The 16673-nt window shown below is 46.6% G+C and carries 8 protein-coding genes; 7 read left to right on the forward strand and 1 reads right to left on the reverse strand.

Annotated features, from left to right (window positions below):
* The first annotated feature begins 139 nt into the window (after nucleotides 1-139).
* The 7 genes from DXD78_RS07115 (at nucleotide 140) to DXD78_RS07145 (ending at nucleotide 14598) form a co-directional block, all read left to right on the forward strand.
* Nucleotides 140-1798, forward strand: coding sequence for a DUF6377 domain-containing protein (locus DXD78_RS07115; RefSeq protein WP_008664452.1), 1659 nt, complete (start codon nucleotides 140-142; stop codon nucleotides 1796-1798).
* A 249-nt stretch (nucleotides 1799-2047) separates the two neighbouring features.
* Entirely contained in the window at nucleotides 2048-5050 is a 3003-nt protein-coding gene (locus DXD78_RS07120; RefSeq protein ID WP_009038352.1) for a TonB-dependent receptor, read from the forward strand.
* 14 nt (nucleotides 5051-5064) lie between these two features.
* Entirely contained in the window at nucleotides 5065-6555 is a 1491-nt protein-coding gene (locus tag DXD78_RS07125) for a RagB/SusD family nutrient uptake outer membrane protein (protein ID WP_009038353.1), read from the forward strand.
* A 19-nt stretch (nucleotides 6556-6574) separates the two neighbouring features.
* Complete coding sequence (locus tag DXD78_RS07130) at nucleotides 6575-8071, forward strand: SusF/SusE family outer membrane protein (RefSeq protein ID WP_009038354.1); 1497 nt, start codon at nucleotides 6575-6577, stop codon at nucleotides 8069-8071.
* A 13-nt stretch (nucleotides 8072-8084) separates the two neighbouring features.
* Nucleotides 8085-9890, forward strand: a complete 1806-nt coding sequence (locus tag DXD78_RS07135; RefSeq protein ID WP_009038355.1) for a glycoside hydrolase family 66 protein — start codon at nucleotides 8085-8087, stop codon at nucleotides 9888-9890.
* Between the two features lie 34 nt (nucleotides 9891-9924).
* A complete protein-coding gene (locus tag DXD78_RS07140; RefSeq protein ID WP_034529757.1) occupies nucleotides 9925-12423 on the forward strand; it encodes a glycoside hydrolase family 31 protein in 2499 nt (832 codons plus the stop codon).
* 21 nt (nucleotides 12424-12444) lie between these two features.
* Nucleotides 12445-14598, forward strand: a complete 2154-nt coding sequence (locus tag DXD78_RS07145) for a glycoside hydrolase family 97 protein (protein ID WP_009038357.1) — start codon at nucleotides 12445-12447, stop codon at nucleotides 14596-14598.
* Between the two features lie 343 nt (nucleotides 14599-14941).
* On the opposite strand, the gene DXD78_RS07150 is transcribed toward DXD78_RS07145, so the two are convergent.
* Complete coding sequence (locus DXD78_RS07150; protein ID WP_009038358.1) at nucleotides 14942-16609, reverse strand: long-chain fatty acid--CoA ligase; 1668 nt, start codon at nucleotides 16607-16609, stop codon at nucleotides 14942-14944.
* Nucleotides 16610-16673: the final 64 nt, after the last annotated feature.

Here is a 16673-nt window from a genome sequence, read left to right on the forward strand (position 1 = left end):
ATTCTTTTGCTTGCAGTATGCCTTTTTATCACTCTGCTTTCGAGCTTTTAATGATAGTAGAATAGGTTTTTATGGTATTTTAATTACTTTTGCATGAGGATTCTCAAAAAGTATTGCCTTTAACTAATCGGAAAGCCGGATGAAAAATATAATCATATTCTTGTGTCTTTGTACCATCTGTATGTGCCGCCTTCATGCTGCAGACAGCAGCCGGGCGGATTCTTTGCTGCTGAAACTGGACCAGGCGATAAAGGAGCGTCCCATATATATGGAGCAGAAAGAGCTGAAACTGGTGGAACTGAAAAGACAGTTGCATCGACAGATACCGGATGAAGAACGTTTTGCCATTCTTGGCACATTGCTGGATGAGTACCGTTCGTTCAATACGGATTCTGCATTGCACATGGCCGAGGAAAGGGAACAGATAGCCATACGTCTTGGAAACCGGGAATACATAGACAATGCCCGCATGAATAAAGCAGATGTTTTGGGAATGACCGGTATGTATAAGGAAGTTATGGATTTGATGCGGAATATCCATATAGACCGGTTGCCGGTGGATATCCATCCATATTATTACCATATCTACCGTACGGTCTATGGCCTTATGGCCGATTATGCCGTGACGGCATATGAAAAGAAGCTTTATACGGAGCTTACGGACAAATATCGTGATTCGTTGCTGTTGGTCAATAAAGATAATCTTCTGATACATACCTTGATTCAGTCCGACCAGTATAATGTACGCAATGAATATGACAAGGCCATCCGTTTGCTGACGGATTATCTGGCGCTGCAGAAGGACTATGAACACGACGTTGCGATTTGTGCCTATACTTTATCAGAGTCTTACCGGCTGAAAGGGGACAAAGAGAAGGAAAAGGAATACCTGATTGTTTCTGCTATGGCGGATATGAAAACCGCTGTCCGTGAATATATCTCTTTACGCAAGCTCGCCGTACTGCTTTACCAGGAAGGAGACATCGAGCGTGCCTATTCTTATGTAAAGATATGTATGGAAGATGCAGCCGCCTGCAATGCCCGGTTGCGCAAGCTGGAGATTCTGGAAATCTTTCCCATCATTAATGATGCTTACCAGCAAAAGACGGAGAAGCAGCAGGAGCAGATGAAATGGGCACTGGTATCTATCAGCCTGCTTTCACTTTTTCTGTTACTTGCCATATTTTATGTATACAAGCAGATGAAGAAAGTGGCTGCCGCCCGCAGGGAAGTGATTGACGCCAACAAACGGTTGAAGGAGCTGAATGATGAGCTTCACCTTTCCAATGCACAACTCAAGGAGGCCAACCACAGCATTGCCGAAAACTCCTATCTGAAGGAGGAGTATATCGGCCGTTATATGGACCAGTGCTCGGTCTATTTGGAAAAGATGGACAATTACCGCCGGTCGCTGGGAAAGATTGCCGCTACCGGAAATGTGGAGGAACTCTACAAGAACATCAAGTCTTCTAAATTCATAGAGGGGGAATTAAAGGAATTCTATACCAACTTTGATAATACCTTCCTGCAGCTGTTTCCTACTTTTGTAGAAGACTTCAATGCCCTGCTTGCCGATGATGAGCAAATATCCTTGAAAGCCGGCGAACGGATGAATACAGAGTTGCGCATCTTTGCATTGATACGTTTGGGCATTACTGACAGCGTGAAGATAGCCCAGTTCCTTCGGTATTCTGTTACCACCATTTATAACTATCGTACGAAGGTTCGCAACAAGGCTGCCGGTGACCGCGACTTGTTGGAACAGGAAGTGATGACAATTGGCAAGTCGAAGAACTGAGAATAGGGGTTTTGAAGCTTGGAAGTGTCTCTTTTACCCTTATATTTTCACTACTTTTTTAGTTGGGTAATAATTTTATATATTATTGATATATAGTGGTTTAAGCCTTTTTGAATGATGTAAACCACTACTTTTTTACTCTTTCCTCCACTATTGGCTTCTCTTATCTGATACATTTGCATTGTTCCTCTTCGGAAAGAGTGACACATGTGATTTATGTTTTTATTATTAACTTTAAATTCTTATATTATGCAAAAGTACAAAATGCCAATCAGCAGGCTACGGATGATGGTTTGTCTGATAGGAATGTTACTTCCGATGTGCATGTTCGCACAGCAAATTACAGTACAAGGTGTAGTGAAAGACCAGACCGGTGAAACGGTTATTGGCGCCAGTGTAATGGAAAAAGGAACCACAAATGGGACAATAACCGGTATTGACGGTGATTTCTCTTTGAACATGTCTTCGAACGGTACTCTTGTCGTTTCATTTGTAGGCTATAAGACTCAAGAGGTGCAGGTGAAGGGACAGAAACAGCTTCAGGTAGTTTTGTCTGAAGATGCCGAAATGCTGGATGAAGTGGTGGTGATAGGGTATGGCACCATGAAGAAAAGCGACCTTACAGGAGCAGTGTCCTCCATCGGTAACAAGGATATCAAGGATTCCCCCGTATCCAATTTGGGACAAGCCATCCAGGGAAAAATCTCAGGTGTGCAGATTGTAGATGCCGGTAAACCGGGAGACAATGTATCCATCAAGATTCGTGGTTTGGGTTCTATCAACAACTGCGACCCGCTGGTCGTGATTGACGGAGTGCCTACCGACTTGGGCTTGTCTTCCTTAAATATGGCCGATGTGGAACGTTTGGATGTATTGAAGGATGCTTCGGCCACAGCCATCTACGGTTCCCGGGGAGCTAATGGAGTTGTGATGATTACCACCAAACGCGGTACGGAAGGAAAAGGAAAACTTGCTGTATCTGCCAATTACTCTTTCCAGAATGCTACGAACGTACCTTCTTTATTGAACGCGGCGCAGTATGCCGAGTTGAGTAATGACATGATGGTGAACAGTGGACGCAATCCTAATCCGGAATGGGCCAATCCTTCTGAATTGGGTGCAGGTACCGACTGGATGGATGAATTGCTCCGTACGGGTGTGATGCAGAACTATACGGTAAGTTATTCCGGCGGTAACGAGAAATCCCATTATTATGTGTCCGGTGGTTTTCTGGATCAGTCCGGTATCGTGAAGAGTGTGAATTACCGTCGCTTCACATTCCAGTCCAACAGTGATGCGCAAGTCTTGAAATGGTTGAAGTTCTCCAATAACATTACGTTCAGTGCCGATACGAAGAAGTCGGGCAGCTATAATATAGGTGATGCGCTGAAAGCGCTCCCCATTTATCCGGTGAAGAATGAAGATGGCAGTTGGAGTGGCCCTGATGGTAACTCGGAATGGTATGGCAGCACGCGCAACCCCATTGGACCGACGGAACTGAACAAGAGTCAGACTGATGGATATAACTTCCTGGCCAACTTGACGGCAGAACTTACTTTTACCAAATGGCTTAAGTTTAAAAGTACTTTCGGCTACGATGCCAAATTCTGGTTCATAGACAACTTTACCCCCAAGTATAACTGGAAACCCACTCCCACAGAGGAGACTTCACGTTATAAGAGCGATAACAAGTCGTTCACTTATTTGTGGGACAACTATTTCCTATTCGACCATACTTTTGCAGAAAAACATCGTGTGGGATTGATGGCCGGTATGTCTGCCCAATGGAACACCAATGACTACCTGAATGCGCAGAAGAATGTGTTTATGTTCGACAATGTGCACGAAATGGATAATGGCGAGGAAATGTATGCCATCGGTGGAAACGAGACAGAGTGGGCATTGCTCTCTTACATGGCACGTGTCAACTACTCTTACGAAGACCGCTATTTGCTGACTGCAACCATTCGTCGTGACGGTTCCAGCCGTTTCGGTAAGAAACATCGCTGGGGTACTTTCCCTTCCGTATCTGTGGCATGGCGTGCCTCTCAGGAAAAGTGGTTTCCAAAAAACGACTATATCAATGACCTGAAAGTGCGTGCGGGATACGGTGTGACCGGTAGCCAGGCAAGTGTTGGAAACTACAGCTATCTGGCATCCTACAATACCAGTGTATATCCTTTTGGCATTTCGAGCGGCAATCAGACAGCGCTGGTTTCTTCTACTCTCGCCAACCCGTATATCCATTGGGAAGAGGTGGCACAAACCAACATCGGTTTTGATGCCTCACTGTTCAATTCACGCGTTATGTTCTCGTTCGATGCTTATCTGAAGGAGACGAGAGACATGCTGGTAAAGGCGTCTATCCCCATCACATCGGGATTTGAAGATACTACAACCACGTATACCAATGCCGGAAAAGTACGTAATCAAGGTATTGAAATGAGTCTGCATACCATCAATCTTACCGGTGAACTGGGATGGGAAACGAACCTGACCGCCACTTACAACAAGAATAAAATTAAGGATTTGAACAGCGACGTTCCTTATTACATTAACCAAATCAATAACTCCTATGTAACGATGCTGGCAAAGGACTATCCCATTAATGTCTTCTACGGCTATGTTACGGACGGAATCTTCCAGAACCAGTCTGAAGTGAATACACATGCCGTGCAGCCGGGAGCTGAGCCGGGTGATATCCGTTTCAGGGATTTGAACAACGATGGTGTCATCAATGATAGTGACCGTACCGTCATCGGTAACCCGAACCCAAGTTGGCTGTTCTCTATGAACAATAGCCTTTCCTATAAGGGTTTCGAACTTTCTGTTTTCTTACAAGGTATAGCCGGAAATAAGATATACAATGCCAACAATATCGACAATACCGGTATGGCAGCTGCCTATAACCAGACTACCGACGTACTGAAGCGTTGGCAAGGAGAGGGGACCAGCAATTCGATGCCGCGTGCCGTGTTCGGCGACCCCAATCAGAATACACGCGTGTCAGACCGCTTTGTGGAGAATGGTTCTTATCTGCGTTTGAAGAATATCACACTCTCATACACTTTCCCGAAGCAGTGGTTACAGAAAGCCCAGATTGAGAATGCACGCCTTTCCCTATCTTGTGAGAATGTGGCTACCATCACCGGATATTCCGGTTTCGACCCCGAAGTGGGTATTAACGGAATAGACCAGAACCGTTACCCCATTTCCCGTACGTTCAGCTTAGGATTAAACTTTAACTTTTAATGATTGACTCGGATATGAAAAAGATAACAAATTTACTATATATGCTGGCAGTATTGCTGCTGGCTTCCTGCAGCGACTTTCTGGACAAGTCTCCTAAAAATACGGTTGACCCGGAAACGACGGTGACCGATGATGTGGCCATTGCTCTGACCAATGCCTGCTATCGCACCCTTCAGTCTTCCAATATGTACAACCAGCGTATCTGGACACTGGATATTGTGGCGGGTAACAGTCTGGTGGGTGCCGGTGGCGGTACCGACGGCCTTGAAACGATACAAGCTTCTAACTTCATAACGCAGAGCGACAATGGCATGGCATTGTACATGTGGCGTTCTCCCTGGGTGGGGATAGGACAATGCAACATTGTGTTGAATAGTCTTCTGGAGGCTGAAGCCGTGTCAGAGAAAATCAAGAACCGCTGTCTGGGAGAGGCTTATTTTCTCCGTGCACATTATTACTATGTATTGGTACGTCTGTACGGTGGTGTTCCACTGCGTTTGGCTCCTTATAATCCGGGAGAACCGACAGACATTGCACGCGCTACAGTCGAAGAGACTTATGCCCAGATAATTTCCGATTGTAAGAATGCGGTTGACCTGCTTCCTGCCAAGTCTTCTTACGACGACGAGAACGTGGGACGTGCCTGCAAAGATGCAGCTTTGGCCATGTTGGCAGATATTTATCTGACGCTGGCTCCTAATCATACGGAATATTATCAGGAGGTGTCTGATTTGTGTGATGAGATAACAAATTTGGGGTATGACCTTTCTTCCTGCAAGTATGAGGACAATTTCGATGCATTGGTCAATAACGGGCCGGAATCTTTGTTCGAGGTCCAGTATTCGGGCAATACGGAATATGATTTTTGGGGAAACAATCCGCAGTCTTCCTGGCTTTCAACTTTCATGGGTCCCCGTAATTCGGACTTTGTTGCCGGCAGTTATGGCTGGAACCAGCCTACAGAAGAATTTGTGGGTCAATATGAGAGCGGTGACAAACGTAAGGATTTGACCGTGCTTTATGCCGGATGTCCGGATTTTGACGGTAAGGCTTACAAAAGCTCTTATTCCAATACGGGATACAATGTACGCAAGTTTCTGGTGTCGAAAACGGTTTCTCCGGAATACAATACCAATCCTGCCAACTTCGTGATTTATCGTTATGCGGACGTCCTGCTGAAGAAGGCCGAAGCTTTGAATGAAATGGGACGCCCTGACCAGGCTGCCGTGCCTTTGAATATTGTACGTAAGCGTGCCGGACTGCCGGAGGTTTCGGGCTTGTCACAGGAAACCATGCGTGAAAAGATTATCCATGAGCGCCGCATGGAACTAGCTTTCGAAGGGCATCGCTGGTTCGACATGATTCGTGTCAACAATGGAGAGTATGCCATTAAATTCCTGCATTCCATTGGAAAGAGCAACGTGAACAAGAACCGCTTGCTGTTCCCTATTCCGCAGACGGAGATGGATGCTAATACCTTAATGGTGCAGAACCCGGGTTATTAATTAATTTAATCAGAAGAATATGAAGAAATATATTTCACACCTTGTATTTGCCTTACTGGGCTGTGCAGCCTTATCTGCTTGTGTAGATGATGATTACATGGAATTGGATAAAGGACAGAATGAACTTGTACTGACGGCCAGCAAGACGGAAGTTGTTTTGAATGAGCAGGCACATGCCGATGATGCCCTGGAGCTTTCCTGGACTACGGGAACCAATTATGGGACGGGTAATAAAATTTCCTATACGCTGGAATTGACCAAGACCGGCAGTGATTTTGCAGATTCTTATGTAGCTGTGGAGAATGCCGTACAAGAATACTCATGGAAAAAGAGCGTGGAGGAATTGAATGACATCCTGCGCAACCATTTTGGGGCAACTGCCGGGGAGAACATTTCGTTGGAAGCGCGCTTGACAGCTACTGTAACAGAACGGGACGAAAAACAGGTGTCTACCACTGCTTTCAGTGTTACAGCCTATAAACCGCTCACATCCACCCTTTATCTGATAGGTAGTGCCACTCCGGGCGGCTGGAGTGCCGATGATGCGACAGAGATGACCCGCAAGGACAATGGTATCTTTACATGGACGGGCCGGCTTGTGGCCGGTGAATTTAAGTTCATCACGACCTTAGGCTTATTCCTGCCCTCTTACAACAAAGGAACAGATGGATTGCTGGTTCTTCGTAGCAGTGATGACCAGCCGGATGAACCTTTTGTTGTCGAAGAAGACCATAATTACATCGTCGAAGCCAATCTGTTTACCGGTGTTCTTACATTGACCCAGACAGAGACGTTGGCACCTGCCTACGACCAGCTTTATTTTGTGGGTAACGCTACGGATTGGGGATTCGTGAAGATGAAACAAGATGTGCTCGATCCATACTTGTTCCGCTTCGGCAAGTTCTTTGAAGTGGGCAAAGGAGGGGAATTCAAGTTCGGAACCTCCGATGGAAGTTGGGAGAACATGTATAAGGCCAAGAATGCCGATGCTGCTTATACCGATACAGAAGTGGTGTTTGTGAAAGGGTTCGACCCGGACAATAAATGGGTGCTGAAAGATGGGGAATGCGGCAAGGCCTACAAGATTTGCATGGATATCCGTAGTGGTAAGGAACGCATGATGATGAGCGAATTTACTCCGTATGAGATGATTTATATGGTAGGTGATGCTACTCCGGCCGGTTGGACGATTGGTGATGCTACGCCGATGCAGACAACGGATAATCCGTATGTGTTTACTTGGAAAGGTACGCTGAATGCCGGTGAGTTGAAATTTACTTGTGATAAGCAGGAAGATTGGAATGGAGCCTGGTTCATGCCGGCTGTAGCAGACAAACAGCCTGCAGGAGAAACAGAACCGATGCTTTTCCTTGATAAATCAGACGAAGCGTTCAAAGCGCAATATCTGGACGTGATGGTAGGCGGCATCGACCAGAAGTGGAAGATTACGACAGCAGGTTCCTATTTGATTACTTTGAATCAGCTGGAAGAGACAATTTCAATCGTGAAACAATAGGTATCTACAATAGATGAAGAAGATAGTTTATACAACACTGGTAGCCTTGCTGCTGGTTGCATGCAGCAAGGAGAGTGATGATACCGGCAGCGGTACCGGTGGAGGCGGAGAGAGTGGAGGGGTTACGGAAGTAACCCCAGTCACCTCGGACTTGACGGTCAACCTCACTACCGACAAGGCATGTTACCGGCCGGGCGAGAGTGTTTCTTTTACAGCTGACGCCCTTCCTGCCGGAGCTAAAATCCGCTACCGGACAATGGACAAGGTTGTATCGGAGCAGGCTGCTGCCGGTACTACTTGGACTTGGACTGCTCCGGCAACCGATTATACCGGTTATCTGGTGGATGTGTACCGTACGAAAGAGAATGGAACAGAGGTTATTCTTGGTACTATTGCCGTAGATGTATCCAGTGACTGGACACGTTTTCCACGTTATGGTTTCGTTGCCACTTTTGATGCTTCGAAAAAGGTGGATGGAGTGATAGAGAAGGAGATGGCTTTCCTGAACCGTTGCCACATTAACGGAGTACAGTTTCAGGATTGGCACAACAAGCATCATTGGCCGTTGGGCGGTACGCGTGAGCATCTGGACGAGGTCTATAAGGACATTGCCAACCGGGAGGTCTATACCGAGGTAGTGGAGAAGTATATCTCTACACAACACAGCCTGGGCATGAAGTCCATGTTTTACAATCTATGTTTCGGAGCTTTGGACGATGCCGTTTCCGACGGGGTAAAGGAAGAATGGTACATATTCAAGAACACGGGACGCATGGATAAGGATTCGCATGACTTGCCCTCCAGTTGGAAAAGTAATATCTTCCTGCTCAATCCCGCCAATACGGAATGGCAGGCATATATTGCCCAGAAAAACGATGATGTTTATGCCAATCTGGACTTTGACGGTTATCAGATAGACCAACTGGGAAACCGGGGTGACCGCTATGACTATGATGGCAATAAGGTAAATCTGCCTAAGGGATATGCCTCGTTCATCGAAGCCATGAAACAGAAGCATCCGGACAAGCGTTTGGTGATGAATGCCGTCTCCAGCTATGGAGCTTCCCAGATAGCTGGTACGGGTAAAGTGGATTTCCTTTATAATGAAGTATGGGGCGATGAGGCAGGCTTCAAGGATCTGCACACCATTATCAAAGCGAACGACCAGTATGGCAACCATGCCTTGAAAACGGTGTTTGCCGCATATATGAACTATGACAAGGCAGGTAGCAGTACCGGTGAGTTCAATACACCGGGTGTGCTGCTGACGGATGCTGTGATATTTGCTTTGGGAGGCTCTCATTTGGAATTGGGTGACCACATGCTATGCCGCGAGTACTTTCCAAGCACGGCTTTGCAGATGAACGATGTACTGAAAACAGCCATGATTCGTTATTATGACTTTATGACGGCTTATCAGAACCTGCTTCGTGATAAAGATACGGAGGCGGAGATTTCCGTTTCTCTGAACTGTACGGATGCTGCGCGGAATCTTTCTCTGAATGCATGGCCGCCGCAGAAGTCTGCCATCACTGTATATGCCAAGAATGTAAATGGCAGGCAAGTCATTCATCTGCTCAACTTCCTCAATGCGGATAACTTAAGCTGGAGGGATTTGAACGGAACAATGCCCGAACCGCGTCTGGTGTCCGACGTGCCGTTGAAGATGAATGTTTCCGGTAAAGTGAACAAGATATGGGTTGCATCGCCCGATTTCCATGCCGGTGCTTCGCAGGAACTGTCATTCGAACAGAAGGACGGCACGGTTACCTTTACCTTGCCCTTGCTGAAGTACTGGAGCATGCTTGTGATGGAATAAGAATATCCAATAAAGGAACAAACAGATTATGGTAATGAAGAAATATATATTTTTATTTTTTGCCGTCTGTGCATTTTCAGTATATGCGAATGCACAGAACCGCACCGGAGACTGCACTTCTTATACCAGTGACGACCGCAGTGTGACCTTCTATTTAAATGACAGTTCTGCCATACAATTACGTCTGTGTAGTCAGTCTACGGTACGTATATGGTTTTCTCCCGACGGTAGTTTCCAGCGGAATAATCCTTCCTTTGCCGTCGTCAATGAGGACCTGGAGGATGTCGGTACCGTCCATGTGGACGAACAGAATGCCTGCTACGAGATTTTTACCCCTAAACTCCGTATCCGGGTAAACAAGTCTCCGTTTAACTTACAGATATTCGACAAGTATCAGAAACTGCTGTTCAGTGATTATGCCGATAAGGGGCATATCAGTAACGGGCAGCGCAAATTGGAATACAAGACCCTCCGTCGTGACGAACACTTCTTCGGCTTGGGAGAAAAGACCGGCAAGCTGGACCGTCGCGGCGAAGCCTACAAGATGTGGAACAGTGACAAGCCTTGTTATAGTGCCGTTGAGGACCCGCTCTACAAGAGTATTCCGTTCTTTATGAGCAGTTATCGTTATGGTATTTTCCTGGACAATACGTATAAAACCGAATTTAAGTTTGGTACGGAAAGCCGCGATTACTACAGTTTCGAGGCTCCTGGGGGAGAGATGATTTATTATTTCATCTTCGGGAAGGATTATAAGGAAATCATGAAACAATATGTCGACCTAACGGGAAAACCCATAATGCCTCCTAAATGGGCATTGGGCTTTGCACAATGCCGGGGACTGCTGACGAGCGAGAAATTGTCTTATGAAATAGCTGAAGGCTATCGTAAGCGTGGAATTCCTTGTGATGTTATTTACCAGGACATAGGCTGGACACAGTATTTGCAGGATTTTGAGTGGCGGAAAGGGAACTACGAGAATCCGAAAAAGATGCTTGCAGACCTCAAGGATATGGGCTTCAAGGTGGTGGTTTCGCAAGATCCGGTCATTTCACAAGCCAATAAGCGGCAATGGGAGGAAGCTGATAGGTTAGGGTATCTGGTAAAGGACTCCACCAACGGCAGGAGTTATGACATGCCCTGGCCCTGGGGTGGTAATTGTGGAGTAGTGGACTTCACCCTTCCTGCTGTGGCAGACTGGTGGGGAGCTTATCAGCAGAAGCCCATTGATGATGGCATTGCCGGTTTCTGGACTGATATGGGTGAACCTGCCTGGAGCAATGAGGAGCAGACGGAACGCCTGGTGATGAAACACCATTTGGGCATGCATGATGAGATTCACAATGTTTATGGTCTTACGTGGGATAAGGTGGTGAAGGAGCAGTTTGAAAAACGGAATCCTAACCGTCGCGTATTTCAGATGACACGTGCCGCTTTTGCGGGCTTGCAACGCTATACTTTCGGCTGGACCGGTGACTGTGGAAACGGTGATGACGTGACGCAGGGCTGGGGACAGATGGCCAATCAGATTCCGGTACTGTTGTCTGCCGGTTTGGGAATTATTCCTTTTACTACTTGTGACATTACCGGTTATTGCGGAGATATAGAGAATTATCCTGCGATGGCTGAACTTTATACGCGGTGGATACAGATGGGCGCTTTCAATCCCCTGAGCCGCATTCATCATGAGGGCAACGTGGCTGTGGAGCCGTGGCTGTTCGGCGAAGAGGCCGAGAAGAATGCCAAGGCAGCCATCGAATTGAAGTATCGTCTTTTGCCTTATATCTATACGTATGCCCGCGAAGCACACGAAACGGGGTTGCCTCTCATGCGACCGATGTTTCTGGAATATCCGGCAGATATGGAAACGTTCTCTACGGATGCCCAGTTCATGTTTGGCAGCGAACTGCTGGTTGCTCCGGTGGTAAAGAAAGGAGCGCGAAACAAGAATGTGTATCTTCCTGAAGGAACTTGGATTGACTACAACAACAAACACACAGCATATAGCGGTGAGCAATGGATGACGGTGGATGCTCCCCTCAATACTATTCCTATGTTTGTAAAGCAGGGAAGTATCATACCTCAAATGCCGGTCATGAACTATACGGATGAGAAACCGGTCTATCCGGTTACGTTTGAGATATTTCCTGCTGCAGCGGGCAGTGAAACTACCTTCTCGCTTTATGAAGATGCAGGAACTGATTTAGGATATTTGCGTGGAGAGTTCATGCGCACTCCTATTACTTGCCAGACTACCGACAAAGGCTATACGCTGAAAGTAGGTACACGGACTGGTGAGAAATATAGCTTACCCGGCCAACGAAACCTGATGTTCTGCATCTATACGGAACAGATGCCGAAAACAGCTTTGCTGGACGGTCAGAAAATCAAGAAAACGAATGTCGGAAAGCTGGAAGAAAATCGGGAGACAGAGTTTACGATAACTGCCTGGTGTCCCGACAAGAAGCAGGGGACCTGCCTGCTGAGGTTGCCGGATGATGGAAAGGAACATATCATTGAGTTTGTCTATTAACACAAAAAACATATCATTATTATGAAGAAATTTGTACTTAGCGCAGCTTTGCTTTTTTCTGCCCTGGCGGGGAATGCTGAAGGCATTTCATCCCCTTCGGGCATGGTGAAGCTGGATTTTGAACTGACAAAAGACGGGAGACCAGCCTATCAGGTGGATTATAAAGGGGCTCCTGTCATCAATCCCAGTACGTTGGGATTGGAACTGAAAGGAGCTACCAGCCTGATGGATGGTTTCAAAGTAGTAAGGACTTCTACTTCCACTTTCGATGAAACCTGGCAACCGGTGTGGGGGGAAACAAAAGATATCCGCAACCACTACAACGAATTGCTGGTAGAACTTGAACAACCGTCTACCACTCGTTTTATGAATATCCGTTTTCGGGTATATGATGACGGCGTGGGATTCCGTTATGAGTTTCCGCAACAGAAGAATCTGGTTTATTTTGTGATAAAGGAAGAGCATTCCCGGTTTGCCATGACCGGCGACCATACTGCCTGGTGGATTCCGGGAGATTATGATACCCAGGAATATGATTACACGGAGTCCAAACTCTCTGAAATCCGTGGACTGCTGCAGGGAGCTGTGAGTGACAATGCGTCACAAACTGTCTTTTCGCCGACGGGTGTCCAGACTTCCATACAGCTTAAAACAGCTGATGGAGTGTACCTTAACCTGCACGAGGCAGCCTTGGTAGACTACTCTTGCATGCATCTCAACCTGGATGACAAGAACCTCGTTTTTGAATCCTGGCTGACCCCGGATGCCCAAGGAAATAAAGGGTATATGCAGTCTCCCTGCCATACTCCCTGGCGTACGGTCATAGTCAGTGATGATGCCCGCGAGATACTGGCCTCCAATTTGATTCTCAATCTGAATGAGCCTTGCAAGTATGATGATACCTCCTGGATTAAGCCGGTGAAATATGTCGGCGTATGGTGGGAAATGATTGCAGGGGGAAAGCCCTGGGCATATACTTTTGACCTCCCTTCTGTGAAACTGGATGATACGGACTATTCCAAGATGAAACCGAACGGCATTCATCCGGCCAACACGGCTAATGTGAAGAAGTACATAGACTTTGCTGCCGAACACGGTTTTGACCAGGTATTGGTGGAGGGTTGGAATACGGGTTGGGAAGACTGGTTCGGTAATTCCAAGGATTATGTTTTCGATTTCGTGACTCCTTATCCCGATTTTGACATCAAGTATCTGAATGAATATGCCCATTCCAAGGGCGTCCGTCTGATGATGCACCATGAAACATCGGCTTCCGTTCGTAACTATGAGCGGCACATGGAGGTCGCCTACCGTCTGATGAATAAATATGGATATAATTCGGTAAAGAGTGGCTACGTAGGCAATATGATTCCCCGTGGCGAGCATCACTATGGACAATGGATGAACAACCATTACCTATACGCCGTGACCGAAGCTGCCAAACACAAGATAATGGTCAATGCCCATGAAGCGGTACGTCCGACCGGTTTATGCCGTACCTATCCCAATCTGATAGGCAATGAATCTGCCCGAGGCACGGAGTACGAGGCTTTTGCCGGTAACAAGCCCTTCCACACAACGGTACTTCCGTTTACCCGTTTGCAGGGTGGTCCGATGGACTATACGCCCGGTATCTTTGAAATGGACATCAATAAGTTGAATCCGAACAGCCATACGCATGCCAATACTACCTTGGCGCGTCAGCTGGCACTTTATGTCACTATGTACAGCCCTCTACAAATGGCTGCCGACCTTCCTGAGAATTATGAGCGTTTCATGGATGCTTTCCAGTTCATCAAAGATGTGGCTGTGGATTGGGACGACAGCCGCTATCTGGAAGCTGAGCCGGGACGTTACATCACTGTTGCCCGTAAGGCAAAAGGTACGAATGACTGGTTTATCGGTTGTACCAGCAGTGAGCACGGACATGCTTCAACTCTGAAACTGGACTTCCTGGATGCAGACAAGCAGTATATTGCAACCGTCTATGCCGATGCAAAAGATGCCGATTATAAGACAAATCCGCAAGCTTATGTTATCCGTGAAGGTATCGTTTCTCCCAAAACGGTCTTGAAACTGAAAGCTGCTTCCGGTGGCGGCTATGCCATCAGCATCATGGAGGTGAAAGATAAATCTGTATTGAAGGGACTGAAGAGGCTTTCCGGGAATATCTGATTTACGGGCATAAAAAAAGGAGTACCGCTGTACTCCAACCTTTATTAACCTTAAATCTAATACTATGAAAAACACATTGCAAAGATACGGACTTTTGATAAATCTGCAAATTATCCAACTAAAAAAGTATGTTTTATAACACTTATTAGCCGTTTATTCCTTTGCTTCTATTTTTGTTAACAAAAAGGATGCGAATGTGTCAAAAGCACATGAAGACTTTTATAATGTTATAATATTAGGCGCGGATTACGCGGAATAATGCGGATTCAATAAACTAAATCCGTGAAATCTGCGTCATCCGCGCCTAAAATAAAGCGTTAAAGAAGGTTTTGACACATTCCCCTTACCCTTTTACTTCCTGATACATAAATCTTTTAATGCTCTTCTTTGCCGTTTTCTCGAACTCCTCGAAGTGTATCTTGACTTTTGTTATCTGGCAGTAGGCCGGTAATTGCAGATTCAATTCATTCCGATTGTCCTCCATAACCTTTTCGATGTCCGATTGTTCCATACCATGGGCGAATGCATCGTCAAAATCCGGATAGATAAGAGCCACGAGCTTGTCTTTCTGCAATACGATCAGTGATTCGGACACATAGGGCATGTTGTTCAGTTTGCTTTCAATCTCCTCGGGGTAGATGTTCTGACCACTGGCTGTGAGCAACATGTTTTTGCTGCGTCCGCGGACAGTGACATATCCTTCGGTATCCATCGTTGCAAGGTCGCCGGTGTGCAGCCAGCCGTTTACATCGATGATTTGGGAAGTCGCTTCGGCATTTTTGTAATAGCCCAGCATCAGATTGGCACCTTTACAGATTATTTCTCCTGCCACGTTCTGAGGGTCGGGAGAGTCTATCTTTACTTCCATGCGGGTGGTTGCCTTGCCACAAGAGGCCAGTTTCAATGTTTCCCAGCGGCTGGAACAAATGATGGGGCCGCATTCCGTCATTCCGTATGCAATGGTATAGGGGAAGCCTATCTGCTTCAGGAAGCGTTCCACTTCGGCATTGAACGGTGCTCCTCCGATGATTATTTCATCGAAATTACTGCCGAATACTTCCATTGCCTTTTTGCGCATGTCAGCCTTGATTTTATCGTTGACAATGGGCATCCGCAATAGCAGCTTGCCTATTTTATTGTCTATCCGGGGCAGGATATCCTTCTTGATAATCTTTTCTACGATAAGCGGTACACACGAAATGATCCGTGGCCTGATTTCGGAGAATGACTGTGCAATAATCTTGGGAGACGGCATACGGGTAAGGAAATACAGATGGGCGCCTGCGGAAAAACCGTATAGAAAATCGTACACCATACCAAATACATGTCCCAGAGGCAACATGGATACAATATGGTCGCCCGGACGTACAGGAAGCATCTCATGGCAATATGCAACATTGGACCAAAGGCTGCGATAGGGAAGCATGACCCCTTTGGAATATCCCGTCGTGCCCGAAGTATAGTTGATGACAGCCAGTTCTTCGGGGGATTCCTCCTTGCGGTAACTGATATGCTCGGGGCGGAAATTCTTGGGGAAACGTGTGCCATAGAGGACGTTGCGATGTTCGAAAGCCTCCATCAGCTGCTCGTTGCGGCAAACCACCGGAGTGAAGTCCGTCAGCAGTACGATACCCATCAGCAGGGGCATTGCCTCTTCATTGAGGTTTTCCCATGCCCGGTCGCCGACAAACAGCAGCTTGGCTTCGGAATGGTTGACGATGTTGTGGATATTGTCGGCTTTGAACTCATGCAGAATGGGAACGATGACAGCTCCATAGGTAACCGTCGCCAGAAAAGCGACTGCCCAGTGTGCACTGTTACGTCCGCAAACGGCAATCTTGTCACCGGGCCTGATGCCGGCGCTTTCCAATACGATATGGAATTTGGCTATTTTCCGTGCTACATCTTTGTATTGCAGTGTAATTCCTTTGTAGTCTGTCAGGGCGTTGCGATCCCAGTTTTTAATAATGCTTTGTTCTATATAATCGATGAACCCTTGTTCTTGTTCCATTCAGCTGTTGCACACTTTAGTTAAAACTGCGCAAAGATAGGTCTTATAGTGATGCAAAGCAAAT

Origin of the sequence: Bacteroides sp. D20 (assembly GCF_003436255.1) — a bacterium.
Classification (GTDB): domain Bacteria; phylum Bacteroidota; class Bacteroidia; order Bacteroidales; family Bacteroidaceae; genus Bacteroides; species Bacteroides uniformis.

What these genes read in the sequence shown, in the direction of transcription:
- DXD78_RS07115 (WP_008664452.1), top strand. Translation starts at nt 140, where the DNA reads ATGAAAAATATAATCATATTCTTGTGTCTTTGTACCATCTGTATGTGC.
- DXD78_RS07120 (WP_009038352.1), top strand. Translation starts at nt 2,048, where the DNA reads ATGCAAAAGTACAAAATGCCAATCAGCAGGCTACGGATGATGGTTTGT.
- DXD78_RS07125 (WP_009038353.1), top strand. Translation starts at nt 5,065, where the DNA reads ATGAAAAAGATAACAAATTTACTATATATGCTGGCAGTATTGCTGCTG.
- DXD78_RS07130 (WP_009038354.1), top strand. Translation starts at nt 6,575, where the DNA reads ATGAAGAAATATATTTCACACCTTGTATTTGCCTTACTGGGCTGTGCA.
- DXD78_RS07135 (WP_009038355.1), top strand. Translation starts at nt 8,085, where the DNA reads ATGAAGAAGATAGTTTATACAACACTGGTAGCCTTGCTGCTGGTTGCA.
- DXD78_RS07140 (WP_034529757.1), top strand. Translation starts at nt 9,925, where the DNA reads ATGAAGAAATATATATTTTTATTTTTTGCCGTCTGTGCATTTTCAGTA.
- DXD78_RS07145 (WP_009038357.1), top strand. Translation starts at nt 12,445, where the DNA reads ATGAAGAAATTTGTACTTAGCGCAGCTTTGCTTTTTTCTGCCCTGGCG.
- DXD78_RS07150 (WP_009038358.1), bottom strand. Translation starts at nt 16,609, where the DNA reads ATGGAACAAGAACAAGGGTTCATCGATTATATAGAACAAAGCATTATT.